The sequence below is a fragment of the Achromobacter marplatensis genome (assembly GCF_002209535.1).
Classification (GTDB): domain Bacteria; phylum Pseudomonadota; class Gammaproteobacteria; order Burkholderiales; family Burkholderiaceae_B; genus Achromobacter; species Achromobacter marplatensis.
In genome coordinates this window covers 124,778-149,904 of the sequence record NZ_NJIG01000014.1, presented here as the reverse complement: position 1 = coordinate 149,904, position 25,127 = coordinate 124,778, and the positions used below count along the sequence as shown (strand labels likewise).

The 25,127-nt window shown below is 66.5% G+C and carries 19 protein-coding genes; 4 read left to right on the top strand and 15 right to left on the bottom strand.

Features of this window, described 5'->3' with window-relative positions:
- Window positions 1-834: 834 nt before the first annotated feature.
- Entirely contained in the window at window positions 835-4,779 is a 3,945-nt protein-coding gene (gene hrpA / locus CEY09_RS24975) for an ATP-dependent RNA helicase HrpA (protein WP_088590660.1), read from the bottom strand.
- Between the two features lie 217 nt (window positions 4,780-4,996).
- Between hrpA and argA the strand changes: the two genes are divergently transcribed.
- From argA to CEY09_RS24960, 3 genes are all read left to right on the top strand, one after another.
- Window positions 4,997-6,355 carry an amino-acid N-acetyltransferase gene (gene argA / locus CEY09_RS24970; RefSeq protein ID WP_006224886.1) on the top strand — a complete coding sequence of 453 codons (1,359 nt, stop codon included), beginning with the start codon at window positions 4,997-4,999 and terminating at the stop codon, window positions 6,353-6,355.
- A 101-nt stretch (window positions 6,356-6,456) separates the two neighbouring features.
- A complete protein-coding gene (locus CEY09_RS24965) occupies window positions 6,457-6,729 on the top strand; it encodes an oxidative damage protection protein (protein WP_006218476.1) in 273 nt (90 codons plus the stop codon).
- A 158-nt stretch (window positions 6,730-6,887) separates the two neighbouring features.
- Entirely contained in the window at window positions 6,888-8,840 is a 1,953-nt protein-coding gene (locus tag CEY09_RS24960; RefSeq protein WP_088590659.1) for a phosphocholine-specific phospholipase C, read from the top strand.
- A gap of 94 nt (window positions 8,841-8,934) precedes the next feature.
- Here the strand turns inward: CEY09_RS24960 and phoU are convergent, their stop codons facing one another.
- From phoU to CEY09_RS24935, 5 genes are all read right to left on the bottom strand, one after another.
- Window positions 8,935-9,669, bottom strand: coding sequence for a phosphate signaling complex protein PhoU (gene phoU / locus CEY09_RS24955; protein ID WP_088590658.1), 735 nt, complete (start codon window positions 9,667-9,669; stop codon window positions 8,935-8,937).
- A 184-nt stretch (window positions 9,670-9,853) separates the two neighbouring features.
- A complete protein-coding gene (gene rpiA, locus CEY09_RS24950; RefSeq protein WP_088590657.1) occupies window positions 9,854-10,534 on the bottom strand; it encodes a ribose-5-phosphate isomerase RpiA in 681 nt (226 codons plus the stop codon).
- A 40-nt stretch (window positions 10,535-10,574) separates the two neighbouring features.
- Entirely contained in the window at window positions 10,575-12,236 is a 1,662-nt protein-coding gene (locus tag CEY09_RS24945) for an isovaleryl-CoA dehydrogenase (RefSeq protein ID WP_088590656.1), read from the bottom strand.
- Between the two features lie 21 nt (window positions 12,237-12,257).
- The gene (locus CEY09_RS24940) at window positions 12,258-13,787 is read right to left on the bottom strand and encodes an amidase (RefSeq protein WP_088590655.1); all 1,530 of its coding nucleotides are present in this window, start codon (window positions 13,785-13,787) and stop codon (window positions 12,258-12,260) included.
- 129 nt (window positions 13,788-13,916) lie between these two features.
- A complete protein-coding gene (locus CEY09_RS24935; RefSeq protein WP_377785522.1) occupies window positions 13,917-15,353 on the bottom strand; it encodes a DNA recombination protein RmuC in 1,437 nt (478 codons plus the stop codon).
- A 106-nt stretch (window positions 15,354-15,459) separates the two neighbouring features.
- On the opposite strand from CEY09_RS24935, the gene CEY09_RS24930 reads away from it, so the two are divergent.
- Window positions 15,460-16,161: a PhoP regulatory network YrbL family protein gene (locus CEY09_RS24930; RefSeq protein WP_167390156.1), complete on the top strand. Its 702-nt coding sequence runs from the start codon at window positions 15,460-15,462 to the stop codon at window positions 16,159-16,161.
- Here CEY09_RS24930 and CEY09_RS24925 read toward each other — a convergent pair.
- From CEY09_RS24925 to CEY09_RS24885, 9 genes are all read right to left on the bottom strand, one after another.
- Entirely contained in the window at window positions 16,158-16,895 is a 738-nt protein-coding gene (locus CEY09_RS24925) for a DNA-3-methyladenine glycosylase (protein WP_088590652.1), read from the bottom strand. The genes CEY09_RS24930 and CEY09_RS24925 overlap by 4 nt on opposite strands.
- Window positions 16,896-16,911: 16 nt before the next feature.
- A complete protein-coding gene (locus CEY09_RS24920; protein WP_088590651.1) occupies window positions 16,912-17,271 on the bottom strand; it encodes a Spx/MgsR family RNA polymerase-binding regulatory protein in 360 nt (119 codons plus the stop codon).
- Complete coding sequence (locus tag CEY09_RS24915) at window positions 17,268-18,077, bottom strand: ABC transporter permease subunit (protein ID WP_006224896.1); 810 nt, start codon at window positions 18,075-18,077, stop codon at window positions 17,268-17,270. Before CEY09_RS24915 ends, CEY09_RS24920 begins: the two co-directional genes overlap by 4 nt.
- Window positions 18,074-18,994 (bottom strand): ABC transporter permease subunit, encoded by a 921-nt coding sequence (locus tag CEY09_RS24910; RefSeq protein WP_035213161.1) that lies wholly within the window; start codon window positions 18,992-18,994, stop codon window positions 18,074-18,076. Before CEY09_RS24910 ends, CEY09_RS24915 begins: the two co-directional genes overlap by 4 nt.
- Window positions 18,991-20,118, bottom strand: coding sequence for an ABC transporter ATP-binding protein (locus tag CEY09_RS24905; protein ID WP_006224898.1), 1,128 nt, complete (start codon window positions 20,116-20,118; stop codon window positions 18,991-18,993). Before CEY09_RS24905 ends, CEY09_RS24910 begins: the two co-directional genes overlap by 4 nt.
- Before the next feature lie 6 nt (window positions 20,119-20,124).
- Window positions 20,125-21,228, bottom strand: coding sequence for a polyamine ABC transporter substrate-binding protein (locus CEY09_RS24900; protein WP_088590650.1), 1,104 nt, complete (start codon window positions 21,226-21,228; stop codon window positions 20,125-20,127).
- A 144-nt stretch (window positions 21,229-21,372) separates the two neighbouring features.
- On the bottom strand, window positions 21,373-22,107 hold the full coding sequence (locus tag CEY09_RS24895) for a 3-deoxy-D-manno-octulosonic acid kinase (RefSeq protein WP_006224900.1): 735 nt from the start codon (window positions 22,105-22,107) through the stop codon (window positions 21,373-21,375).
- Window positions 22,097-22,519, bottom strand: coding sequence for a group II truncated hemoglobin (locus CEY09_RS24890; protein ID WP_167390155.1), 423 nt, complete (start codon window positions 22,517-22,519; stop codon window positions 22,097-22,099). Before CEY09_RS24890 ends, CEY09_RS24895 begins: the two co-directional genes overlap by 11 nt.
- Window positions 22,519-25,050, bottom strand: a complete 2,532-nt coding sequence (locus tag CEY09_RS24885; RefSeq protein WP_088590648.1) for an ABC transporter permease — start codon at window positions 25,048-25,050, stop codon at window positions 22,519-22,521. Before CEY09_RS24885 ends, CEY09_RS24890 begins: the two co-directional genes overlap by 1 nt.
- Window positions 25,051-25,127 lie beyond the last annotated feature (77 nt).

Here is a 25,127-nt window from a genome sequence, read left to right as displayed (position 1 = left end):
GGTTGTGATCGCTCGAAAGCTGCTACGCATCGCTTACGGAGTCTGGCGTACTGGCCAGCCCTTCGATCCCGGGAAACTGCGTCCGGGTGTAGGTTGACCCAAACCATAGAATCTCGTTGTTGCCTGCGGCAACTGCCTTCGGATTCCCTTGGGCTTATCGACGCCCCGCGCCCCCCAGGCCCCCGCCACACCAGGCTCGGTCAGGTGCAATCTCACGTCAGTGGGGGAGGACCGGGTGCTTAGGGTTCTTGCCCCGGATGGAGAGGGTGAGGAATATCTTGCGGGGCCCGCCCCCGGCCGGCCGCGCGGGCGGCCTTTGGGGGCTTACGCGGTGTCTTGCGTCGGGGGGTGGGGCGATGGGTTGCGCGGTGTCTTGCGCCGGGGGATGGAGCGATGGGTTGCGCGCGATGGGCAGCCCGGCTCTTCTGCCCGAATTGCCGCGCTTCACCCATCCTACGATTGACGATATCGACGGATCTGCCAGAGAAACGACAGGGCCCACAGAACCTGAAGACGCGTATGCCGATTATGGCCGCCCGCGCGGCCGCAATCGGCGGGCACCGTAAGACTCGTCAAGGATCCTGGACCTGGCGACGCACCACGCCAAGACGGCGGCAGGTGGTCGGCGGGGCGGCCTGACTGCGCGCAACCTTGATGCGCCCGAGGGAATCTGAAGGAGTCGCCGAAGGCGAGGACGAAGATGACGACGGGAGAGTCCGGAGCGAAGGCTCCGGACCGCAATCGTGGGCGCGCGCAGTCAGGCCGCCCCGCCGACCAGCGGCCTACGAAGCACAACGCATGGGCCACGAAGCAAGAAGATCCGAAGCCTCGCGATCACCGCTTCAAGGACTCCCAACTCTTCATCAACCGCTTGACCGACACCGGCATCGGCGTCCGAAGTTCCTGCGCAAACAACGCTACCCGCAGTTCCTCCAGCAACCACCGGAACTCGTCCAGCCGCGGATCCGGCGCGCCTTTCAATGCCGCCCTCGCCCGCTGATATTGCGTCACCAGCGGCGCCATTTCCGTGACCAGTTTTGCGTCGCGTCCCGGGTCCGCCCGCAACTTGTCGATGCGGGCCACTGCCGCCTTCAGGTAGCGCGGATAGTGTGAAAGTTGCGAATAAGGCGTATCGCGGATGAACATCTTCGGCATCAGCGCGCCGATCTGCTGCTGCAGGTCCGCGTAGGCGGCCGCATGCGGCTTGGCCTGCGGCAGCTTGCGTTGCAGCGCCGCGTATTCCGTCAGCACCGCGCCGGCCAGCCTGGCCACTTCCTGCGCCAGCAGGCCCAGACGGCCCTTGCCTTCCGTGCGGCGCGCGTCGAATTGCTGCTCGTTCACCGGCCACGGCTCGGCCAGGCACGCCTGCCCCAGCGCGCAATCGATGATCTGGTCGCGCAGTTCTTCCTGCGTGCCCAGCGTCATGTACAGCATGCTGATCTTGGTCAGGTCCGCCAGGTTCTTTTCCAGGAACTTGACCTGCTCGCGCAGCCCCAGCCGGAAGAGCTTCAACAGGCCCGCGCGGTGGTGCTTGCGCGCCTCGTCCGGATCGTCGAACACGTCCAGGTCGCAATGCGTGCCCCGGTCCACCAGGGCCGGATAGCCGATGACGGACTGGCCGCGCCGCTTGATCTCCATGATCTCCGGCAAGGGGCCGAACGACCACGTCGTCAGGTTCTCGTGCGCCAGCGCCTGGGCAACCTGTGTATCGCTGGCCGCCAGTTGCTGGAAAGTGGCCTGCGCCTGCTTGCCGAATTCGGCCCGCAACTGCGCCAGGTTGCGCCCGGCGGCCAGCATGCGGCCATGTTCGTCCACCACGCGGAAATTCATGAACAGGTGGGCGGGCAAGGTTTCAAGCTTGAAATCGCCCACGGCCGGACGCACCTGCACCTGGTCCCACATATCGGCGATGATGGCATCCACCAGGCCTTGCTGCGGATCGGCCTGCCGTTCGAACCAGCGCTCGTAGAAGCCGGCGGCATAGTCGGGCAGCGGCACGCAATGGCGGCGCAGCTTTTGCGGCAGCGATTTCAGCAGCAGATGGACCTTTTCCTTCAGCATGCCGGGCACCAGCCACTCGCAGCGGTCAGGGTCGATCTGGTTCAGCGCGAACAACGGCACCGACAGCGTCACGCCGTCACGCGGCGAACCGGGTTCGAAGTGGTAGTCCAGCGCCATCGACACGCCTTGCCATTCCACCTTCTTGGGGAAGACATCGGTCGTGACGCCGGCGGCTTCGTGCCGCATCAGCTCGTCGCGGGTCAGCATCAGCTTGGCGGCGGCCGCCTTGTCCAGGCTGGACACCCACTTTTCCAGTGACGCCGTCTGGGAAATGTCTGCGGGCAACTGGCGGTCATAGAAGGCGAAGATCAGTTCGTCGTCCACCAGGATGTCCGGGCGGCGCGTCTGATGCTCCAGCTTTTCGATGCCGGCAATCAGCTTGCGGTTGTGCGCCACGAAGGGCAGTCGCGTGTCGATCTCGCCGGGCACCAGCGCCTGGCGGATGAACAGTTCGCGCGCATGGGTCGGGTTCACGCGGCCGTAGTGGATGCGGCGGCCCGTGTAGATGGTCAGCCCGTACAGCGTGGCGCGCTCGTTGGCCACGACCTGCCCGGCCTTCTTTTCCCAGCGCGGGTCCGACCAGTTCTTGCGGATCAGGTGGGCGCCCACTTTTTCCAGCCACACCGGATCGATCCGGGCGACGCAGCGCGCGTACAGCCGCGTGGTTTCGACCAGTTCGGCCGCCATGATCCAGCGTCCCGCCTTCTTCACCAGGCGCGAACCCGGGTGGATATGGAAGCGGATTTCGCGGGCGCCCTGGTAATGGCCGCCCTCGTCGCTCTTGAAGCCGATATTGCCCAACAGGCCGGACAACAGCGCCAGATGCAGCTGTTCGTAGGTGGCTTCCGCCTGATTGACGCGCCAGCCCTGCTCGCCCACCAGCGCGGACAACTGGGTGTGCACGTCGTGCCATTCGCGCAGCCGGATCGGCGACAGGAAATTCTGCCGCAGCAGGTTCACGAGCTTGCGCTGGGACGCCTTGTGCTGCACCTGTTCGCCATACCAGCGCCACAGTTTCAGGAAGGAAATGAATTCCGACTTGTCGTCGGCGAACTTGGCGTGCGCCGCTTCCGCAGCCTCGCGTTCCTGCATGGGGCGATCGCGCGCGTCCTGCACCGACAGGGCCGATGCGATGATCAGCATTTCGGACAGGCACTGGTGTTCGCGCGCGGCCAGGATCATGCGGCCGATACGCGGATCCACCGGCAGCTTGGCCAGCTCGTGCCCCGTCTCGGTCAGTACGAACGACGCGCCGGTCCGCGAGGCCTCGCCCTCATCGTCCGATGCGGACGCCAGTTCGATTGCGCCCAGCTCCTGCAGCAGGTGATAGCCGTCGGCCACCGCGCGCCCAGGCGGCGCCTCCACGAACGGGAACTGCTCGATATCGTCCAGCTTCAGCGACTTCATCCGCAGGATGACGGAGGCCAGCGACGAGCGCAGCACTTCCGGATCGGTGAAGGCGGCGCGGTTGTTGAAGTCCAGCTCGTCGTACAGACGGATGCACAGGCCCGGCCCCACCCGGCCGCAACGGCCGGCGCGCTGGTTGGCCGAGGCGCGGCTGATCGGTTCGATCCGCAGTTGCTCGACCTTGTTGCGCCAGGAATAGCGCTTGATGCGTGCCAACCCGCTGTCGACCACGAAGCGGATGCCCGGCACCGTCAGCGACGTTTCGGCCACGTTGGTGGCCAGCACGATGCGCCGCGCGTTGGTGCGCGGATGGAAGATCTGTTCCTGCTCGGCCTGCGACAGGCGTGCGTACAGCGGCAGCACCTCGGTGCCGGCGGGGTGCCGCTTGCGCAGGGCTTCGGCGGATTCGCGGATTTCGCGTTCGCCGGGCAGGAACACCAGCACGTCGCCCGGGCCGTGCCGGGCGCATTCGTCCACGGCGTCCACGATGGCGTCGATCAGGTCGCGTTCTTCGTCGCCCGACATGCGCTCGCGGTCGCGGCCGGGCTTGGCGGCGGGTGCCGCGTCGTCCTCGGCCAGTTCCTCGCGCACGGGGCGGTAGCGGACTTCGACCGGGTACAGGCGGCCCGATACCTCGATCACCGGCGCGGGCTTGTCCTCGGATGCGGCGAAATGGCGGGCAAAGCGCTCGGCGTCGATGGTGGCCGACGTGATGATCAGCTTCAGGTCCGGGCGCCGCGGCAGCAGCTGCTTCAGGTAGCCCAGCAGGAAATCGATGTTCAGGCTGCGTTCATGCGCCTCGTCGATGATGATCGTGTCGTAGCGGCGCAAAAGCGGATCGCGCTGCGACTCGGCCAGCAGGATGCCGTCGGTCATCAGCTTGATAGACGCGTTGGGGCCCGTGCGGTCGTTGAACCGCACCTGGTAGCCCACCACTTCGCCCATCGGCGTATTGAGTTCTTCGGCGATGCGCTTGGCCACCGAGGTCGCGGCCAGACGGCGCGGCTGGGTATGGCCGATCATCTTCTGGCGGCCGCGGCCCAGTTCCAGGCAGATCTTGGGCAACTGGGTGGTCTTGCCCGAGCCGGTTTCCCCGCTGACGATCACGACCTGGTGGCCAGCGATCGCACGTGCGATCTCCTGCCGCCGCGCGCTGACGGGCAGGTCTTCGGGGTAGGTCACGGCAGGGATGGGGCGCTCGGGACGCTCGGGGCGCGGCGCCCGTTTGGCCGCACGGGCGGCGTCGGCCGCGGCGGCCGGAGCCCCCGGGGAAGCCGTCTTGGGCGCCCGCGGGCGGGAGGATTCAGGCATGTACGATAGTCCGGTTAGCCGGGCATTATAAATTTCTATGGCTTCCCTGCCCGCCTGCCCGCCGGACGCGGTAGAAATCGGGTACGAAATAAGCGCTGATTTTCCGCCTGCGCCCGCCCCCGACGGCCATATAATTTCGCCACGCCGTCACCGGACGGCGCTATGGCGCGGCAAAGCGCCGCGTTTTTACCGACTCTCAGGAATCCCTCCGCCCATCATGCCCGACCTGGAACCAGACACCGTCTCCGCCCTCGAAGCCCCAGAATTCGCACCCGCCCAGTTCGTCCGATGGTTTCGAGACGTGGCGCCCTATGTGCATGCATTCCGAGGCAAGACATTCGTGGTGGCGTTCGGTGGCGAACTGGTACAGGCCGGCGCGCTGAATACGCTGGTGCAGGACCTGTCCTTGCTGTCGTCGCTGGGGATCCGGCTGGTGCTGGTGCATGGCTCGCGCCCGCAGGTCAATGAGCAGCTGCGCCTGAAGGGTTTCACGCAGCAGTTCGACCGCGGCCTGTCCCCCACCGACGCCGCCGCGCTGGAATGCGCCAAGGAAGCCGCGGGCGAGATCCGCCTGGACATCGAAGCCGCCTTCAGCCAGGGTCTGCCCAACACGCCGATGTCGCACGCGCACATCCGCGTCATTTCGGGCAATTTCGTGACGGCACGTCCCACCGGCGTGCTGGACGGGGTGGACTACAAGCACACCGGCCAGGTGCGCAAGATCGACACCGAGGCATTGAAGTTTGCCATCGAGAAAGGCTCGTCGGTGGTGCTGCTGTCGCCGCTGGGCTTCTCGCCCACGGGCGACGCGTTCAACCTGGCCATGGAAGACCTGGCCACTAGCGTCGCCGTGGCGCTGCGCGCCGAAAAGCTGATCTTCCTGTCCACCTCGCAAGGCGTGCTGAACGACGACGGTACGCTGGACACCGAACTGGCCCGTGTGGACGCCGACGCGCTGCTGGCCGGGGGCGAACTGGACGAAGAAACCCACGCCTTCCTGCAATACGCGTCGCTGGCGGTCAAACGCGGCGTGGCCCGCGCCCACCTGCTGCCGTTCGCGCTGGACGGCAGCGTGCTGCTCGAGATCTTCACCCACGACGGCGTGGGCACCATGGTGGTGGAAGACACGCTGGACGATCTGCGCGCCGCCACAATCGACGACGTGGGCGCCATCCTGAGCCTGATCGAACCGCTGGAAGCCGACGGCACCCTGGTGCCGCGCCCGCGCAGCGTGATCGAACGCGACGTGGAGAATTTCACGGTGCTGGAGCACGACGGCGTGATCTACGGCTGCGCCGCCCTGCATACGTTCGCCGACGAGCATATGGCCGAAATGGCCTGCCTGATCGTGCACCCCGAATGGCAGGGCTCCGGCGAAGGTGAAATCCTGCTGCGCCATATGGAGTCCCGCGCCCGGGCCACCGGCGCCAAGCGCCTGTTCGTGCTGACCACCCGGACGTCGCACTGGTTCATCAAGCGCGGATTCGTGCAGGGCGGCGTCACGGACCTGCCCCGCGAAAAGCAGAACAACTACAACCGTTCGCGCAACAGCATGGTCTTCATCAAGAAGCTGTAACCGCCGCCACGGCCCTGACCGCAGGGCTCGAAGGGGCTTGGCGCCCTCCGGACGCCAAGCCCGCTAAAATACGCCGTTATCCATCTTTTCGGCAGCGAACCATGTCCCGTATCGTCAACTGTGTGAAATTGAAGCGTGAAGCCGAGGGGCTGGACTTTCCTCCCTACCCCGGCGAGCTCGGCACGAAGATCTGGCAGAGCATTTCCAAGGAAGCTTGGGAAGAATGGAAAGCCATCCAGACCCGCCTGGTCAACGAAAACCGCCTGAACCTGGCCGATGCCCGCGCGCGCAAGTACCTGAAAGAACAGATGGAACGCTTCCTGTTCGAAGACGGTACGGTAGAAGCCCACGGCTACGTCCCGCCCTCGGCCTGATCCGCTTCGCCGACCATGCCAGACGGCATCCGGCGCGCCTCTCCGAAGCCCCTCGCCAGCGAGGGGCTTCGCGTTTTCAGGGACTGCCCGCACATCATCAAGACGGCAGTGCCTGCTGCGCTTAAGATTCGAACATTGTTGGCCGTATTAATGCTGTCATGAGAGAAGAATCGCGCTTGCCCCATCCCGCGGATCCGCCGCCGTCCATCGCGCGCGCGCTGGCGATTGCCCCAGACCGCAAGACCGGTACGCTCCACGACGTGCAGCACGTCGTCGTCCTGATGCAGGAGAACCGGTCGTTCGACCACTATTTCGGCACGCTGCCCGGCGTGCGCGGTTTCGCGGACCCGCACCCGGCGCCCACCGCGGCCGGCAACGTGCTGACGCAGTCGGATGGCGAGGCGAGCTGCCGACCCTATGCGTTGCGCACGCAATATGCCAGCAACACGCCGGTGGGCTACATCACGCCGCACACCTGGGACGATGCGCAGCGCGCATGGAATGACGGCCGCATGGACCAATGGCTGTCCGCCAAGAGCCGCCTGGGACTGGGCGCCTACACCGGCGACGACGTACCCTTCCAGACGGCGCTGGCCAACGCCTTCACCGTGTGCGACGCCTACCATTGCTCATTGCACGCCGGCACCAATCCCAACCGGCTGTTCCTGTGGACGGGCACCAACGATCCGCAGGGCCAGGCCGGCGGCCCCGCGCTGGTCAACACTTTCGACCGCCTGGGCCCGCCCGATGAAGGCTACGCCTGGACCACGTACCCTGAACGCCTGCAAGCCGCCGGCGTGGACTGGCGCGTGTACCAGGACATGGCGGACAACTTCCACGACAACCCGCTGGCCGGCTTCAGGCAGTACCGCCGCCAGCACGCCAGCGGCGCGGCCGATGCCCCCTTGCGCGACCGCGGCCTGTCCACCTATACGCTGGACGACCTGGCCCGCGACGTCGACGCGGGCACGCTGCCCCAGGTGTCCTGGATCATCGCGCCCACTGCTGATTCCGAACATCCGGAAGTGTCGTCGCCTCGCCAAGGCGGCGCATATACCGAGCGCGTGCTGGACATCCTGACCCGCAACCCGGAGACCTGGAGCCGCTGCGTGTTCCTCGTCACCTACGACGAGAACGACTGCTTCTTCGATCACATGCCGCCGCCCGCGCCGCCCGCCCGCCATGCCGACGGCCGCTCGGGCGGACTGTCCACGGTGGAGCTGGATGGCGAATACCACGACACCCGCCACGGCCCCAGCGCCGCGTCCAGCGAGGATCCCGCCAGCCTGCACGGCCGCGGTTTCGGCCTGGGCCCGCGCGTGCCGATGCTGGTGGTGTCACCCTGGAGCCGCGGCGGCTGGGTCAATTCGCAGGTGTTCGACCACACCTCGGTGATCCGCTTCCTGGAGGCCCGCTTCGGCGTCGCCGAACCCAATATCAGCCCGTGGCGCCGCGCCGTCGCCGGCGACCTGACCTCCGCGTTCGACTTTGCCGGCGACCGGGGTTCGCTTCATCCCGACAGCAACCGCCACGCCTGCCCGCTGCCCTACGCGCTTGAGGCAGTGGGCCGCATGACGGCCGACGGCGAGCACTACCGCCTGACCTTGCGCAATTCCGGCAGCGCGGGCGCCGTGCTGCATGTGTACGACCGCCTGGACCTGGCGCATGCGCCCCGTCGCTACACCGTAGGCCACGGCGCGCGGCTGGATGACGGCTGGCGCCTGGGCGAGCATGGCGCTTATGACCTGTGGCTCTTGGGGCCGGACGGCTTCCATCGTCAATTCCGGGGCGATGCGCGGGATGCCGGCATGCTGGAGGCGCAGTTCGTTCCCGTCACCTCGGGCTTGCGCCTGCGCCTGATCAATCACAGCGACACGCCGCAACCCGTGAAGGTGGAGTCATACATGGGTGACGGCTGGCGCGCCATGGCGCACGTGCAGGCAGGCGGGGCGCTGGAACTCAAATACGCCGGCTGTGAAGGCTGGTACGACCTGGAAATCAGCGCCCCCGCGCTGCCGGCGTTCGGACGTCGCCTGGCCGGCCGTGTCGACGCCGGCAAGCCCGGCGTGCCGGACCCGCGCCTGTGCCAGGGCGCCGTGCTGCCGCTGTAGTCCGCGCAGGCGGCAACCCCGATCAGGCAAGAAAAAACCCCAGGGCATGCTGCGCTGGGGTTTTTTTACACGGTCGCTGATGGCGGCCTGGGGCTTACTGGCCGGGCTGTTCGTCGTCTTCCGAACCGTCTTCACCGCGCGCCAGGCGCTCGGTGTTCTTCACGCCGGTGTGACGCACGTCAGCGCCCTTGACCATATAGATCACACGTTCGGACATGTTCTTGGCGTGGTCACCGATGCGTTCCAGCGCGCGCGCAATGAAGATCATGTCGATGGCGCGCGAGATGGTGCGCGGGTCTTCGATCATGTAGGTGATCAGGTGGCGCAAGGCCCCCTTCCATTCCTTGTCCACTTCCTTGTCGCTGCGCACGACGGCGGCGGCCTGGATCGGGTCAAGGCGGGCGAACGCGTCCAATGCCTGGTGCAGCATGGTCCGCACATTGGCGGCCATGTGGCGCAGTTCGATCACCGGGATGTGGCGCAGTTCGGCTTCGTGGATGCGGCGGGCAACAGTCGCGACCTTTTCGGCCTCGTCGCCGGAACGCTCCATGTCGGTCAGCATCTTGGACACGGCCATCAGCATGCGCAGGTCGATGGCGGTAGGCTGATGCCGGGCCAGGATGCGGCTGATGCTTTCGTCGATTTCGACTTCGTGGCGGTTGACTTCCTTTTCCCGCTCACGGACCTTCTCCACCAGCGACAGGTCGCCGGTGGCCAGCGCGTCGATCGCTTCCTGGATCATGGCTTCCACCAAGCCGCCCATTTGCAAGAACTGCGAACGGACGCTTTCCAGATCGGCGTCGAACTGCTTGTTTGTATGCTCCGTCATCCGGGCTCCCTGCGTGGTTGATCTCATTGCATTGCCCCGAAATAAGAGAATTACGAGATGGGCCTGCACAACCGGCAAGGTTATGACCCAAGTGTGACAAGATTATGAATCGAGCCCCCGCCGCCCGCAAGGCGGGCAAGCGGGCAAGCGGGGCAACACGCAGACCGCGCGGGGACAGGGACGCTTACGCGGCGCGGTCCAGGCGGCGAATGCCGTTCTGGGTAGCCAACAGCGCCACATCGGCGCCGGCCAGTGCAAACAGGCCGCAGGTGACAACGCCCGGCAGATTGTTCACACGGGCTTCGAAATCGCGGGCGTCGGTGATGGCCAGGCCCGCCACGTCCAGGATGATATTGCCATTGTCGGTGACGAAGCCTTCGCGCAAGCGCGGCTGGCCGCCCAGGGCCGCCAGGGCGCGGGCCACCGACTCGCGCGCCATCGGAATGACTTCCAGCGGCAGCGGGAACTTGCCCAGGGTCTGGACCAGCTTGGATTCGTCGACGATGCAGATGAAGCGCTCGGCGACCGACGCCACGATCTTTTCGCGCGTCTGCGCGCCGCCTCCGCCCTTGATCATGTGCAGATTGGCATCGATTTCATCGGCGCCGTCCACGTAGATCGGCATGGTCTTCACGTCGTTCAGGTCCAGCACCTTCAGGCCGTGGCCGGCCAGGCGGGCCGCGCTGCGCTCCGAGCTGGCGACCGTGCCGGCGATGCGACCCTTGAAACGCGCCAGGCCATCGATGAACAGATCGGCCGTGGAGCCGGTGCCCACGCCAATGATGGCGTCCGGGCCGGCGACCTGTTCTACGAATTCCAGGGCGGCGTCGGCGGCTTGTTGCTTGAGTTCTTGTTGGGAGAGCATGGCGGAGAAGACTACGGGAAGGTTGGTCAAGCCAGGAAATTTAGCATGCGACCGCAGGCCAGGCCCGCGACAGGATCGCCTGAGTGTCGGCGCCGGCCGCCAGTTCCCCGAAAATGCCGCCGTCCGCGTGCAGGCGGCTGGCGACAAACGCCTGCGCGACGGGTTCGGGCGCGTGCTGGATCAGCAAGGCGGCCTGCCACAGCCGCGCCAGCCCGCCCGCGACACGGCGTGCCTGGAATTCCGCTTGCGCCTGATCGGCCAGCAAGGCTCGCCAGCGCGCCAAGGCCTCGTCGAAGGCGCGATGCCGCCCGGCTGCCAGCGCGAATTCCTGCTCCAGCGCGGGCAGGGCCTCGGGCTCGCGCTGCAAGGCGCGCAGCACGTCCAGCGCCATGACGTTGCCAGACCCTTCCCAGATGGAATTGACCGGCGTTTCGCGATAGATCCGGGGCATCGGCCCCTCTTCCACGTAGCCGTTGCCGCCCCAGACCTCCATGCATTCCGCCACTGCATGGATGGCGCGCTTGCAGATCCACAATTTGGCCGCGGGCGTGCCCACGCGCACCAGGGCACGCGCCGGGGCATCGGCGCGCGCGTCCACCGCCCGCGCCAGCCGCAGCGCCAACACCATGGCCGCTTCGCTTTCCAGCGCCAGGTCGGCCAGCACGTTGCGCATCAGCGGCTGCTCGATCAACGGTTTGCCGAAGGCCTGGCGATGCTGCGCGTGATGCAGGGACTGCACCAGTGCCTGCCTGAGCAGCGCGGCGCTGCCCAGCACGCAGTCCAGCCGGGTCGTCGCGGCCATTTCCAGCAGCACCGCCAGGCCCCTCCCGGATTCGCCCACCATGACGCCCCATGCGCCTTCGAATTCCACTTCGCCGCTGGCGTTGCTGCGGTTGCCCAGCTTATCTTTCAGACGGCGCACGCGGATGGCGTTGCGCGGACCATCCGGAATCCAGCGCGGCACGAAGAAGCAGCTCAGCCCTTCATCAGTTTGCGCCAGCACCAGGTGCGCGTCTGCCTGCGGCACGGAGAAAAACCATTTGTGGCCCACCAGCTCGTAGGCGTTGCCGCGGCCCGGCGCGCCCAGGGGCACGGCGCGGGTGCTGACCGCGCGCAAATCCGAACCGCCCTGCTTTTCGGTCAGCCCCATCCCGATCAATGCGCTGCGCTTGGCGGCCAGCGGTGCGTCGGCCGCGTCGAACTCACGCGAATACAGGGCGGGCAGCCATTGGCCGGCAAAGTCGATGGCGCCCGCCGGTTCGCGCTGCAGTAGCGGCACAGCGGCAAACGTCATGGTGGTGGGGCACAACGTGCCGGCTTCCACCTGCCCCTGCATCAGATAGGCGGCGGCCCGCGCCACCTGCGCGCCGGGCACCGGCTGAGCCCAAGCGCGGCTGTGCAGGCCGCGGGCCAGGATGCCGCTCATCAGCAGGTTCCAGGCGGGATGGAACTCCACGTGATCGATCCGGTGGCCGCCCGGGTCGTAGCTGACCAGCCTGGGAGGACAGCGATTGGCCTCGGCGCCGGCGGCCAGCGTCTGTGCGCGCCCCAGCCAGGCGCCATGCGCGGCCAGGTCGCCCGCCCAGTTGTCAGCCCCCTCGCGCCGCACCGCCTCGCGTAACGCGGGGTCGGTGTCGTACAGGGAATAGTCTTCCAGGGGCGGAACCTGGTTCTGTACGGTATGCGTCGCGAACGATGACATGGCTGCTCCGTGGAAACTCCGCTATCTGGCCATGGGTGCCACCAGCGCCCAGGGCCGCAAGGCCTCGACCTGCGCCGCCAGTTCCAGCAGCAAGGCTTCGCTGCCCAGCGGGCCCATGACCTGGATGCCGATCGGCAATCCGTCGGACGACACGGCAAACGGAATGGAGATCGCGGGCATGCCGGTCAGGTTGGCAAGAGGCGCGAACGGCGAATAGCCGATCACGCCCTTCTTGCCCAGACGGTAGGCCAGGTAGTCGGCGTTGTCCATGGCATAGCGGCCAATGGGCGCCGGCGGTTGCGCCAAAACGGGGCTGAGGAACAGGTCGTAGCCCTGCGTGCCGTCCCGATGCAGGAAGCGTCCGATGTGGCGCGTGATTTCGTGGCAGGTATCCACGCAGGCCACGTACTGCGCGCCGGAGATGGCGCGGGCGTACTCGCGCGCGCCCAGGGTGGTGGGCTGCAATTCGTCGGCCGCCAGCCGGCGCCCGCGCGCCGCCACAAAGGTGTCGATGGCGTTGGCCGCAGCGCTGGCGATCAGCGGCAGCATCGGGGACAGCACTTCTTCGGAGCCTACCGGCGGTGCGGCCGGCACCAGCTCGTGGCCCAGCCCGGCAAAGAGCCGTGCGGCCTCGTCCACGGCGGCAGCCACTTCGGGATGGATCGCGCCGCCTTCGTACGTGGTGTTGATGAATGCGATGCGGCGGCGCGTGGCCGCGTGGGGATCGGCCGAGACCCGCGCTACCACGGCGCGGTAGGACTCTGCCGGTATCGCCGGCGCCGCATAGGGCGCGCCGACGTCGGCCCCCGCGCTGATATCCAGCGACGCAGCGCAATCGCGCACAGACAGGGTCATCATGTGTTCGGTCGCCAGGCCGCCCCACCCTTCGCCCTTGAGCGGTCCCAACGGCATCATCCCCCGAGACGGCTTCAGGCCCAGCACGCCGCAGCACGAGGCCGGGATGCGAATGGAACCGCCGCCATCGCTGCCGTGCGCGATCCGCACCATGCCACTGGCCAGCGCCGCGCCCGCGCCGCCGCTGGATCCCCCAGCGCTGTGCCCGGCCTTCCAGGGGTTCTGCGTGGGGCGGCCGTAGGCTGGCGATTCGGTGGTGGGGCTTAAGCCCAGTTCAGCGCTGGTGGTGCGGCCGAACGGGATCAGCCCTGCGCGGCGGTAGCGTTTGACGATTTCGGCGTCGACATTCCAGTCGACTTGGCCGTACAGCACCGAGCCCATCGCGCTGGGCAAGCCCAACGCCGCCGTGCCCAGGTCCTTCAGCAAGGTCGGTACGCCCAAAAACGGCCGGCTTTGCAATTGCGCCACGCGCTGTTCGGGCGTCAGCGCCGCCAGTTCGTCGTCCAGCGCCTGGGCCAGGCGCAGTCCGGTTTCGGGCTGCATGCCGCAGGCCGCGTTGATCGAGGGATTGCGCGCCGCCACCCGGTCCACTGCCTGCTGCATCGCAGCAAGCGCGGTCGTAACCCCTTGGGCGATATCGGCGCCCAGCGCCGTCGCGTCGAGGGAAGAGGAATCATGGCGTTCAGCGGTGCTCATGCTTGCGATGCTCCAGGGTTCGACGGCAGGATGCCGCACATGTCAGGATATCGACAGTCCGCGCAGGCAACAAGCTCGCAGGGCGACCTTCCCCGCTTCAACCACAACTGCCCTGGCCGGGCAGACGGATCAGATTGCGCCGCTGGCGGGCGTGCGCGGGGCGTCCGCGTCTTCGTTCACGTCGTTATCGGCATCCCCTTCCGCTTCGGCATCCGTCCCTGCCCCCAATAACCGGATGGCTTCCGCCTCGGGCAGGGCTTCGACGCTTTTCAGGTTCCGAAGCATCGCGCGGGTGCGCACTTCGGTCTGGCCGATCTTGTTGCTGGCCGTGTCGAGCGTCTTCTTGACGCTGGCCAGCGCTTCGCCGAACTTGCCGAATTCGGTCTTGACCGCACGCAGCACCTGCCAGACTTCGGACGAGCGCTGCTCGATGGCCAACGTGCGAAAACCCATCTGCAAGCTGTTGAGCAAGGCGGCCAGGTTGCTGGGCCCGGCCACGTTGATGCGCAGGTCATGCAGCTTGTCCAGCAGGCCCGGCCGCCGCAGCACCTCGGCATACAGGCTTTCCGTCGGCAGGAACATGATGGCGAAGTCGGTCGTGTGGGGCGGCGCGACGTACTTGCTGGCGATCAGCCTTGCCTGCACTTCGACCGCCCGGCCCAGGGCGGCACCGGCCGCCTTCACGCCTTCGACGTCTGCGACTTCTTGGGCATCCATCAGGCGCTCGTACTCTTCCTTGGGGAATTTCGCGTCGATCGGCAGCCAGACCGGCTCGCCGCCGTCACCCCGGCCCGGCAGGCGGATGGCGAACTCGACGACGGCGTCGCTGCCGGGCACCGGCTTGATATTGCTGGCGTACTGGTCGGGCGTCATGTTGTCTTCGATCAGCCGGGCCAGTTGCACTTCGCCCCAGGTGCCGCGCGACTTCACGTTGGTCAGCACCCGCTTCAGATCGCCCACGCCGGCCGCCAGGGCCTGCATCTCGCCCAGGCCTTTGTGCACGGCCTCCAGCCGGTCCGACACCAGTTTGAAGGACTCGCCCAGGCGCTGCTCCAGCGTGGCATGGAGCTTTTCATCCACGGTGCGGCGCATCTCATCGAGCTTCGCGCTGTTGTCCGTCTGCAACGATTGCAGGCGCTGGTCGACCGTGGCGCGTACCTCCATGAGGCGGCGCTCATTGATCTGGATCAGCCCCTGCAGCTGCTCGCCGAATCCGGCGGCGAAACGCGCCAGGGACTCTGCGGATTCCGCGCGCGAGGCCTGGGCGTCGCGCGACAATCCGGCGCGCAGGTCGCCATGCGATTGCGACAACTCCAGCCGCAACGCGCGGGTGGATTCCGCGAATTCGCTGCGCAATCCGCGCTGGCCTTCGGTGATGTCGGCGCGCAGCGCGCGCTCGGTGCGTTCCAGTCCTTCCAGCAGCGCGTCCAGCCGGGCGTCGCGGGCCGGCGGCCGCAGCCACGCCAGCACGGCCGCCAGGCAAGCCAATACCGCGCCACCGGCGGCAATCCAAAGCAGAATGTCGTTCAAAAGAGGGATCTCCAAAGCCGGAATTGTAGGACGCATCAGCGCCACGTTGTAACCAAACGACATTAGTTTGCCCCCTGCTTCGGCGCTGCGGGCGCGCAACGGGATTAAACTTCTCCCACTCTGAACAACCGCCCGATCCCATTTGAATCCCGCTGATCTCCCCTCCTGTCGACCTTCGGTGTCGTTCCAGTCGGTTTTCGGCCCGCTGGATCTGAGCGCCGAGCATCCGCTTGCGACAGGCGGCGACCGCCACATATTCCAGCACCCCCACGCGCCGTCTTTGCTCGTCAAAGTCATGGACATGCGCGCCCGTGCCGTCTACCTCGAGGCCAGGCCGTTCAAGCGTTGGTACAAGCAGTACCAGCGTGAAAGCGCCTACCGCGTCTATCTGAACGAACTGTCGGAATATGTCACCACGACCACCCGCCCCTCCGGCGTGTGGCAGGTGCCCATGGCGCGCATCCTGGGCGTGGCGCAGACCACGCTGGGACTGGGCCTGCTGGTCGAGAAGATCACCGACGCGGCGGGCAATATCGCCCCCACGGTGGCTGACCTGGCCCGGCAAGGGCTGGTCGACGACGTTTTTTTCGGACAGCTGGACGAGTTCTTCGCGGATCTGGCCGACGCCCACGTCGTGCTGCATGACGTGTCGGCCAGCAATATCGCCTGCGGCCTGAACGCCGACGGCAAGCAGGGCCTGTACCTGATCGACGGGTTCGGCGTGCTGCCGCTGATCCCGCTTTACGCGTGGAGCAAGTCGCTGAACCGCAAGCGCGTCGCGCGCAAGTACAAGGAAATGCGGGACGCCCTGCTCGAGCGCATCCAGGACGCGGGCGACGCCTAGCGCGCGTTTGGCCGCGGGTCTTCGGGCAGCACGATGCCCTGGCGGTCCACCCATACGTAGTCGTGTCCGGCGCGTTGCCCCCGCCGCAACGGGTTGCGCGTGCAGACCGCGGCGTAGGCAGGATCCACATAGCGGTAATGCAGATGCTCATCCCGCCCGGGCGGGATCCCCAGCCGGGTGGTGCAGATCAAGGCCTGGGGCGAATCGCCCACATCCTCGACATAGAGCGCGTCCGGATCGAAACGGCGCGCGTCCCACTCCGGCACTTTCAACCCTAACGAGCGGCACAGCAGCGTCTGCCCGGCGCACAGGCGCGACGGCGGGCGTGGCTGGCCTTGCGCGTCGGGATTGAGCTGCTGCATCCGCGCCAGGGCCTCGGGGCCGGAGCGCGCGTCCGTCCAGGGATGGCCCGATTTGATCAGCACGGCGTTGCCGGGGCCGGCGGCGCTAAAGTTCAGCGAATCGCCGCCGCGCGCGTAATACATGTAGATGACGCCGCCATCCATGAACAGGGCGCGGCGCTTGTGGGTGTAGCCCAGCGAGGCGTGGCTGCCCTTTTCTTCCAGGTAATAGGCTTCGGTCTCGATGATGCGCACCGCCAGCCACAAGCCGTCCACACGATGGCGGATGACCTTGCCCAGCAGATCGCGTGCGAGCTCGGACGCGTCGCGGTCAAAAAAGGCATCGGGCAACGCCGAACCGGCGCTGCCCGATGCCTGGATGGGGGATGCCATCGCTGCGAACGTCGCGTCAGGCGAACCGTTCGCCGTAGCGCTTTTCGCTGAAACCCACGGTGACCTCGCCGTCCGGCGTCACCGTGACGGGGCGGCGCACCAGCGCGGGATATTCCGCGATCAGCTTGCTCCACTGGGCATCGGTGTGCGCGGTCTTGCGGTCTTCGGGCAGGTTGCGCCACGTCATCGACGCGCGGTTGACCAGCTTTTCCCAGCCGCCGACTTTTTCCGACCACGCCTTCAGCGTGGCAGCTGGCACGGGATCGTCACGGTAGTCGACGAAGGCGTGCTCGACGCCGTGCTCCGACAACCAGTCGCGCGCCTTGATGCACGTGCTGCACTTGGTCAGGCCATACAGGGTGGTTTGTTGCTTCATTTGGATTCGGACTCCTTGCGCCATTGCAGGCGGTTGGCCAAGATCACGCAGGTGCCCACCGCCAGGATGAACAAAGTGGCCAGCGCGTTGATCTCGGGTTTCAGGCCCAGGCGCACGCGCGAGAACACTTCCATCGGCAGCGTGCTGGAACTGGGCCCGGACAGGAACGACGCCAAGACGACGTCATCGAGCGACAGCGTGAAGGACAGCAGCCAGGCCGAGGCCAGCGCCGGCGCGATCAGCGGCAGCGTGATCTTGAAGAACACGGTGATGGGCGTGGCACCCAGGTCCAGCGCCGCCTCTTCCAGCGACCGGTCCAGGTCGCGGATGCGGGTCTGGATGACGACCGCCACGAACGCCATGCACAGCGTCACGTGCCCCACCCAGATCGTGAAGATGCCGTTTTCCGCCGGCCAGCCCAGGCTGCCGCGCAGTTCGACGAACATCAGCAGCAACGAAATGCCCAGCACGACTTCGGGAATGACCAGCGGCGCGCTCAACATGCCCACGTACAGCGAGAACCCGCGAAAGCGCCCCATGCGGCCCAGCACATACCCGGCCCAGGTACCGATGATGACGGCCGCTGTCGCCGTCATCGCCGCGATGCGAAACGACAGCCAGGCCGACCGCAGCAGCGCGTCGTCATTGAACAGCGCGTGGTACCAGCGGAAGGAAAAGCCCGCCCACGACGTGACGGTGGGCGATTCGTTGAACGAAAACACCATCAGACTGACGATGGGCACATACAGGAAGAAGTACCCCAGCCCCAGCACCACGGCGCGCAATGTCTTGTTGGGGCCCTTCATTTGCGGCCTCCGCCTGCCTGTTCCTGCTGCTTGACCTGGTTGTACTGGAAGTAGACCAGCGGCACGAGCAGCAGCAGGACCATCACGCAGGTCACCGCCGAAGCCATCGGCCAGTCGGCATTATTGAAGAATTCGTTCCACATGACGCGGCCCATCATCAACGTATTGGCGCCCCCCAGCATTTCGGGGATCACGTATTCGCCCACGGCCGGAATGAACACCAGCATGGCACCGGCGATCACGCCCTGGCGCGACAGCGGCACGGTGATCTGCCAGAACGCCTGCCAGGGCTTGGCGCCCAGGTCGTAGGCGGCTTCCAGCAGGCGCAGGTCCATCTTCACCAGCGTCGCGTACAGCGGCAGGATGAAGAACGGCAGGTACGCATAGACCATGCCGATGTAGACCGCGACATCAGTGCGGTAGATTTCCAGCGGACTGGAAATCAGCCCCAGGCTTTGCAGCAGATTGTTCAGCAGGCCATCGTTGCGCAGGATGCCGACCCAGGCGTACACGCGCAACAGCAACGACGTCCAGAACGGCAGGATCACGCCCAGCAGCAACAGGTTGCGCACGCGGGGCGAGGACCGGGCGATGTAGTACGCAATGGGGTAGCCGATCAGCACGCAGATCAGCGTGGTGATCCCGGCAATCTTCACCGAGCTCAGGTAGGTCTTGAAATACAGGCTGTCGGTGAACAGCAGGATATAGCCGCGCAGGTGCAGGCTGAACTGTACCGCCTCGTCCTTGAACTCCGCCAGCGCCGTATAGGGCGGGATGCCGAAAGTCACCTCGGCAAAGCTGATCTTCAGCACCAGCAGGAAGGGCAGCAGCAGGAACAGCACCAGCCAGGCGAACGGCGGCACCACCGCCAGCGCCCGGCCCGAGGGCAACCAGTCGCGGGGCGAAAACCGCATCATGACGCCAGCACCGTCGCGCTGTCGGCGTCCCAACTGACGAAGATCTCTTCGTCAATGCCCGGGGCGTCCATCTGCGCCAGCAGCAGGCTGGGCACGCTGGCCTCGACCGTCTTGCCGGAATCCAGGCGGATCTGATAAAGCGCGTAGCTGCCCATCCAGGCCATGTGGCTGACCATGCCGTGGGCCCAGTTGTATTCGCCTTCGGGCTGCTCGCGCGACACCACCAGGCGTTCGGGCCGGATGGACACGTGCACTTCCATGCCCAGCGGTTCGGAGACGCCATGGTTCACGAACAGCGGACGCGTGAGCTCCGCACATTCGATCGCCACGTGATCGGGTTCATCGACGACGATGGTGCCGGTGAACATGTTGGTCGACCCGATGAAGCTGGCCACGAAGCGGGAATTCGGGAACGCGTAGACGTCCTGCGGCGTGCCGCACTGGACGATCTGCCCTTCGGTCATGACGGCCAGGCGGTGCGCCATGGTCATGGCCTCTTCCTGGTCGTGGGTGACCATGATGCAGGTCACGCCGACCTGCTCCAGGATCTTCACGAGCTCGATCTGCGTCTTCTGGCGGATCTGCTTGTCTAGCGCCGACATGGGCTCGTCCAGCAGCAGCAGCTTGGGCCGCTTGACCAGGCTGCGCGCCAGCGCCACGCGCTGTTGCTGGCCGCCCGACAACTGGTTGGGCTTGCGGCGCGAATAGCCCGCCATCTGGACCAGGTCCAGGGCTTCGAACACGCGGTCGTGGATTTCGGCGCGGTCCACGCCTTCCTGCTTCAGGCCGAACGCCACGTTGGCTTCGACCGTCATGTGCGGGAACAGCGCATAGGACTGGAACATCATGTTCACGGGGCGCCGGTACGGCGGCACGCTGGTGATGTCTTCGCCGTCCAGGAGTATCTGCCCGGAGGTCGCTTCCTCGAAACCGGCCAGCATGCGCAGCAAGGTGGACTTGCCGCTGCCGGAGCTCCCCAGCAGCGCGAAGATCTCGTTGCGCTTGACGGACAGGTTGACGGAACGCACGGCGACCACATCGCCAAAAATCTTGACCACATCGGAGACCCGGACGAATTCGTCCGGATCTACCGTATGCGGCGCCGAGTAACGGCTATCGCTCATGATGACTTATCTTCCAGACTTCAGCTCGGACCACATCCGGTTTTGCAGGCGTTGCACGTTCAAGGGCAGCGCCTTGATCACGTACAGGGTCTTGGAGACTTCCGCCGGGGGGTAGATCATGGGGTTGTCGGCCACGTCCTTCACCACGTACTGCCGCGCCTCTTTGTTGGCGTTGGGATAGAACATGGTGTTGGTGATGGCCGCATGCACCTTCGGCGTCTCGATGTAGTTGATGAACGCCAGGGCCTCTTCGGGATGCGGGGCATCCTTCGGGATGACCATCAGGTCGAACCACGCCGGCGCGCCGCCCTTCGGGATGAAGTAGTTCACTTCATACGTCTTCTTGGCCTCTTGCGCGCGCTTGCGGGCGATCATCACGTCGCCCGAAAAACCGTAGACCATGCACAGGTCGCCCACGGCCAGTTCGTCGATATAGCCCGACGAGCTGAACTGGCGGATATACGGGCGGATCTGCTTCAGGACATCCAGCGCGGCCTTGTAGTCGTCCGGGTTGGTGCTGTTGGGATCCTTGCCCAGGTACTTCAGCACCGCGGGGAACACCTGCGCGGCTTCGTCCAGCATCGAAATGCCGCACTCTTTCAGCTTGGCGGCGTTTTCGGGCTTGAAGATCATGTCCCAATTGGCCAGGTCGACGTTGTCGCCCATGATCTGCTTGACCTTGGTGACGTTGTAGCCCAAGCCGTTCGTGCCATAGCCCCAGGGAATCGCGTACTCGTTGCCGGGGTCGACGGTCGCCACCAGCGCCATCACTTCCGGGTCCAGGTACTTCCAGTTCGGGATCTTGGACTTGTCCAGCTTCTGGAACAGGCCAGCCTCGATCTGGCGCGAGGCGTAATGGGTGGACGGGACAACGACGTCATAACCCGACTTGCCGGCCAGCAGTTTGGCCTGCAACGTGTCGTTGCTGTCGTAGACGTCATAGCGGACCTTGATGCCGGTTTCCTTTTCGAAACCCGGAATGGTGTCCGGAGCCGTGTACTCGGCCCAGTTGTAGACGTTGACGACCTTGTTCTGCGCGACCGCCGACGATGCCGATGCCGCGACCAACACCGCGCCTAGCGCCCAGCGCATTCCCGCCCTTAGTTCCATTACGAGCCCCCTTTGCTATATGCCGTGTATGACAGGACTACCAAAAGGCGAAATCATAAAGCCTTTTAGCGGTCGCCCGGCCAACTTTGGGGCCGTGTCGACGCAATTAGGGGCCGATGGCGGCAAATAGGCGCCTTGCCCGGATCAGGGCTGGACGCCGATGCCCCAGGCGGTCCAGTAACTGTCGCGCAGCTTCATCCAGAAGCGGTCGCCCTCTTCGCCCGCCACTTTGACGAGCGACCGGCGCAGGCGGTCCAGGTTGCCTTGGCGCTGCCGCTCCGACAGGGAACCCAGGGTGCCGCGGTCGAAATCGATCAGCCAGACCTGGCCGTCGCCCCCGATCAGGATGTTGAAGGCGTTCAGGTCAGCGTGCCAGACGCCCGCGCGGTGCATGCGGACGATGGCCTCTGCCACCGCGCCCCAGAGCGGCTCGGCCAGCGCATGGGCCAAGGGCCGCACGCCGGGGATCCGTTCCACCACGATGGCCGCCCGGTAGATGGGGCCCTGGCGCCAGTAGGCGGCGGCCAGCGGCGCGGGCACGGCCAGGCCCTGCGCGCGCATGGCGGCCAGCAGCCGGTATTCGCGGAAACTGCGGGTGCGGTCTTCGCCGTTCCAGAGATAGGCGTCACGGCTGACGCGGGCGATCATGCCGCCGCGGCGGTAGCGCCGCAGCACGCCCTGCCAGCCCTGCCCCTGCACGAACCAGGCCGCCTGGCGGCCGCCGGCGTCCACGGGGCGGGCCCGGTCACCGTAATGCGCCGGGTTGAAGATCTCGGGGCCCGATCCGGCCAGGCGCGACGCGTCGCTGAGCATGGCGCCGGCAAGCGGCGCGGGCCAGGCCTGGCGCTGGGCGCCTCCCCGGGTATCGTCAGCCTTCACGGTTGCGCATCCAATCCGCCACGCCGTAGAAGGATTCCAGCAACCGCTCCACCAGCGGCGGGGCGATGCCCTGGTCTTCCATGGCGCGCCCGATGCAGGTCACCCATTGATCGCGCTCGATCTGGCCGATCGAGAACGGCAGGTGGCGGGCGCGCAGGCGGGGGTGGCCGAAGCGTTCAATATAGTGGTCAGGGCCGCCGAAGTAGCCGCACAGGAACCAGAACAGCTTGTCGCGCGCCTGGTCCAGGCTGGGACCGTGGGCGGCGCGGAGCTCCTTCAGGTCGGGCTCCATGTCCATCAGGTCGTAAAAACGGTCGACCAGCGCACGCACGCCGGGCTCGCCGCCAAGAAGGTCAAAAACGCTGCGGGTATTTTCCACGGGTTCAGTAATGGTTTGGACGCGGGACGTCATCAAGTTTCTCGAAGGGTGACGAGCGGCGGCGTACGCAACACGCCGCGCAGGGCCAGGGCGCCGCCCGCCCAGGCGCCCAGCATACCCGCGCCGATACCCGCCAGCCACGGCCAGAGGCTGAGGGTAATGGTGAAGTCGAACACCTGGGTTGATAAAACCCAAGCGATGGCGGTGGCCCCGGCGGCTGCCAGCAGGCCGGCCAGGCCGCCCACGGCCCACAGTTCGATGCGCTGCGAGCGCGCCAGCTGGCTGCGCGTGGCGCCCAGCGCCCGCAGCACCGCGGCTTCGCGCATGCGCTCGTCGCGGGTGGCCGTCAGCGCCGCCGACAGCACCAGCACGCCGGCCGCCAGGGTGAACAGGAACAGCAGCTGGACCGCCTTGCCCACTTCATTCAGCACGGACTGCAATTGCTGCAGGATGGCGCCCACGTCGAACACGGTCAGGTTTGGGAACTCGCGCACCAGCGCGGGCAGCACCGCCGCCTTTTCAGGCGGCAGGTAGAAGGAAGTGATCCAGCTTTGGGGCATGTCGGCGAGCGCCGCCGGGGTCAGGATGGCGAAAAAATTCACGCGCATCGTATCCCAATCCACGCGCCGGGTGCTGGAGACGGCCGCCTCGACCTGCTGGCCGGCCACGTCGAAGGTCATCTTGTCGCCCAGTTTCAGGCCCAGCGTCTTGGCCAGACCCGATTCCAGCGATACCTCGGACGACCCGGGCGCCAGCCAGCGGCCCTGCTCGATCTTATTGGACGAGGGCATCTCGTCGCCATAGGACAGGTTGAACTCGCGGTCCACCAGCCGCTTGGCGCGGGGTTCTTCGTAGTCGTCCGGTCCGACAGGCTTGCCGTTGATGGCGATCAGCCGCCCGCGCACCATCGGCGACAAGGTGATGCGGCCCAGGCCTTCGCGGGTCAGCGCGTCGGTCACGGCCTGGCGCTGGTCCGGCTGCACGTTGATCAGGAAGCGGTTGGGCGCGTCCGGCGGCATGGTGCGCTGCCAGCCCTGGATCAGGTCGGTGCGCGTCATCGTCAGCAGCAACAGCGCCATGAGGCCGACCGCAAGCGCGCAGACCTGCGTGATGGTGGCCGCCCGCCGGCGCACCACCCCGGCCAGCGCAAAGCGCAACGCGGGCAGCCCCGAGGCCAGGCCGCGCACGCGCGCCAGGCCCAGGATGCACAGCCACGCCACCAGCGCGAAAACGGCGAATGCGCCCAAAAAGCCGCCCGCCACCACGCCGCCCAGCTTGGCGTCGCCGGCGAACCACCAGATCAACAGGGCAAAGCCCGTGGCGCCCAGCGCGTAGCCGAAGGCGCTGCGGGCGCTGATCGTGTCGGCGTCGCGCCGCAGCACCCGCGCTGGCGGCACATGGCGCAACTGCGCCAGGGCGGGCAAGGCGAACCCCAGCAGCAGCAACAGCCCGGTCAAGAGGCCCTGCAAAGCGGGAATGGCGGACGGGGCGGGCAACTGGGTGTCGATCAACGACCCCAGCAGCATCACCAGCACCTGGTGCACGGCATAGCCCAGGAGGCAACCCGCCGCGGACGAAAACAGGCCGACCAGCGTGAACTCGAGCGTCAGCATGCGCGAGACCTGCGACTGCACGGCACCCAGGCAGCGCATGACGGCGATCCCGTCGCGGTGCCGGGTCATGTAACGGCCGGCGGCCAGCGCCACCGCTACCGCGGAAATCAGCACGGCCAGCAGTGCCACCAGCGACAGGAAGCGCTGCGCGCGGTCCAGCGTGCGGCGCACCTCCGGCCGGCCGGACTCCAGCGTGGCGACCTTTTGGCCGCGCTTCAGATTCTGGTTGAGCCAGACCGAATAGCCCGCCACCGCGTCGGGCTGGCCGGCAACCAGCATGGCATAGCCGATGCGGCTGCCCGGCGCGATCAGGCCGGTGGCCGGCAGGTCGCTTGCGCGCAGCAGCACGCGCGGCGCCACATTGACGAACTGCATGCCGCGATCGGGCTCATAGGTGATCACGCGGTCGATGCGCAGATGCGCGTCGCCGACGTTCAGGGTGTCGCCCACTTTCAGGTTCAGCAGCGACAGCAATTGGGCGTCCACCCAGACCGCGCCCTCGGGCGGAATGTCGCGGGTGGGCGCATCCGCGGCAAACGGGGCCTCGGCCACGCGCAGGGCGCCGCGCAGGGGATAGCCCGGCTCCACGGCCTTCAAGGCCGCCAGTTGCGCGCCGTCGCCCGCCCCGACCATGGACGGGAACTGCCAGGTGCTGGACAAGTTCAGGCCCCGCTCGCGCGCCTGATCCAGGAATGCAGCAGGCACGGGTTCATCGGCGTCCAGCACCAGGTCGGCGCCCAGCATCTGGCCGGCATCGCGTTCCAGCGCCCGTCCGACGCGGTCGGCCAGGAAGCCGACGCTGGTGACCGCAGCCACCGCCACCACCAGCGCCAGCACCAACAGGCGCAGTTCGCCCGCCCGGGCATCGCGCATCATCATCCTGGCGCCCAGGCGCAGGGTGGACCAGAAACCGGGGCGCTTGGCCTGTGACATATCAGGGAAATCCATCATTCATCTATGTTAACTAACCGTCTGAAACGGAACTGAATCCCGATATCATCCCGGGGCGGGAGGCAAAGCCGCCCATA

Coding starts and splice junctions, on each gene's coding strand:
- CEY09_RS24915 (WP_006224896.1), bottom strand. CDS start 18,077: ATGAAGGGCCCCAACAAGACATTGCGCGCCGTGGTGCTGGGGCTGGGG.
- CEY09_RS24935 (WP_377785522.1), bottom strand. CDS start 15,353: ATGCGTCCTACAATTCCGGCTTTGGAGATCCCTCTTTTGAACGACATT.
- CEY09_RS24945 (WP_088590656.1), bottom strand. CDS start 12,236: ATGTCATCGTTCGCGACGCATACCGTACAGAACCAGGTTCCGCCCCTG.
- CEY09_RS24905 (WP_006224898.1), bottom strand. CDS start 20,118: ATGAGCGATAGCCGTTACTCGGCGCCGCATACGGTAGATCCGGACGAA.
- CEY09_RS24920 (WP_088590651.1), bottom strand. CDS start 17,271: ATGAAGCAACAAACCACCCTGTATGGCCTGACCAAGTGCAGCACGTGC.
- phoU (WP_088590658.1), bottom strand. CDS start 9,669: ATGACGGAGCATACAAACAAGCAGTTCGACGCCGATCTGGAAAGCGTC.
- rpiA (WP_088590657.1), bottom strand. CDS start 10,534: ATGCTCTCCCAACAAGAACTCAAGCAACAAGCCGCCGACGCCGCCCTG.
- CEY09_RS24925 (WP_088590652.1), bottom strand. CDS start 16,895: ATGGCATCCCCCATCCAGGCATCGGGCAGCGCCGGTTCGGCGTTGCCC.
- CEY09_RS24910 (WP_035213161.1), bottom strand. CDS start 18,994: ATGATGCGGTTTTCGCCCCGCGACTGGTTGCCCTCGGGCCGGGCGCTG.
- CEY09_RS24900 (WP_088590650.1), bottom strand. CDS start 21,228: ATGGAACTAAGGGCGGGAATGCGCTGGGCGCTAGGCGCGGTGTTGGTC.
- CEY09_RS24890 (WP_167390155.1), bottom strand. CDS start 22,519: ATGACGTCCCGCGTCCAAACCATTACTGAACCCGTGGAAAATACCCGC.
- CEY09_RS24940 (WP_088590655.1), bottom strand. CDS start 13,787: ATGAGCACCGCTGAACGCCATGATTCCTCTTCCCTCGACGCGACGGCG.
- CEY09_RS24965 (WP_006218476.1), top strand. CDS start 6,457: ATGTCCCGTATCGTCAACTGTGTGAAATTGAAGCGTGAAGCCGAGGGG.
- CEY09_RS24885 (WP_088590648.1), bottom strand. CDS start 25,050: ATGATGGATTTCCCTGATATGTCACAGGCCAAGCGCCCCGGTTTCTGG.
- CEY09_RS24960 (WP_088590659.1), top strand. CDS start 6,888: ATGAGAGAAGAATCGCGCTTGCCCCATCCCGCGGATCCGCCGCCGTCC.
- argA (WP_006224886.1), top strand. CDS start 4,997: ATGCCCGACCTGGAACCAGACACCGTCTCCGCCCTCGAAGCCCCAGAA.
- hrpA (WP_088590660.1), bottom strand. CDS start 4,779: ATGCCTGAATCCTCCCGCCCGCGGGCGCCCAAGACGGCTTCCCCGGGG.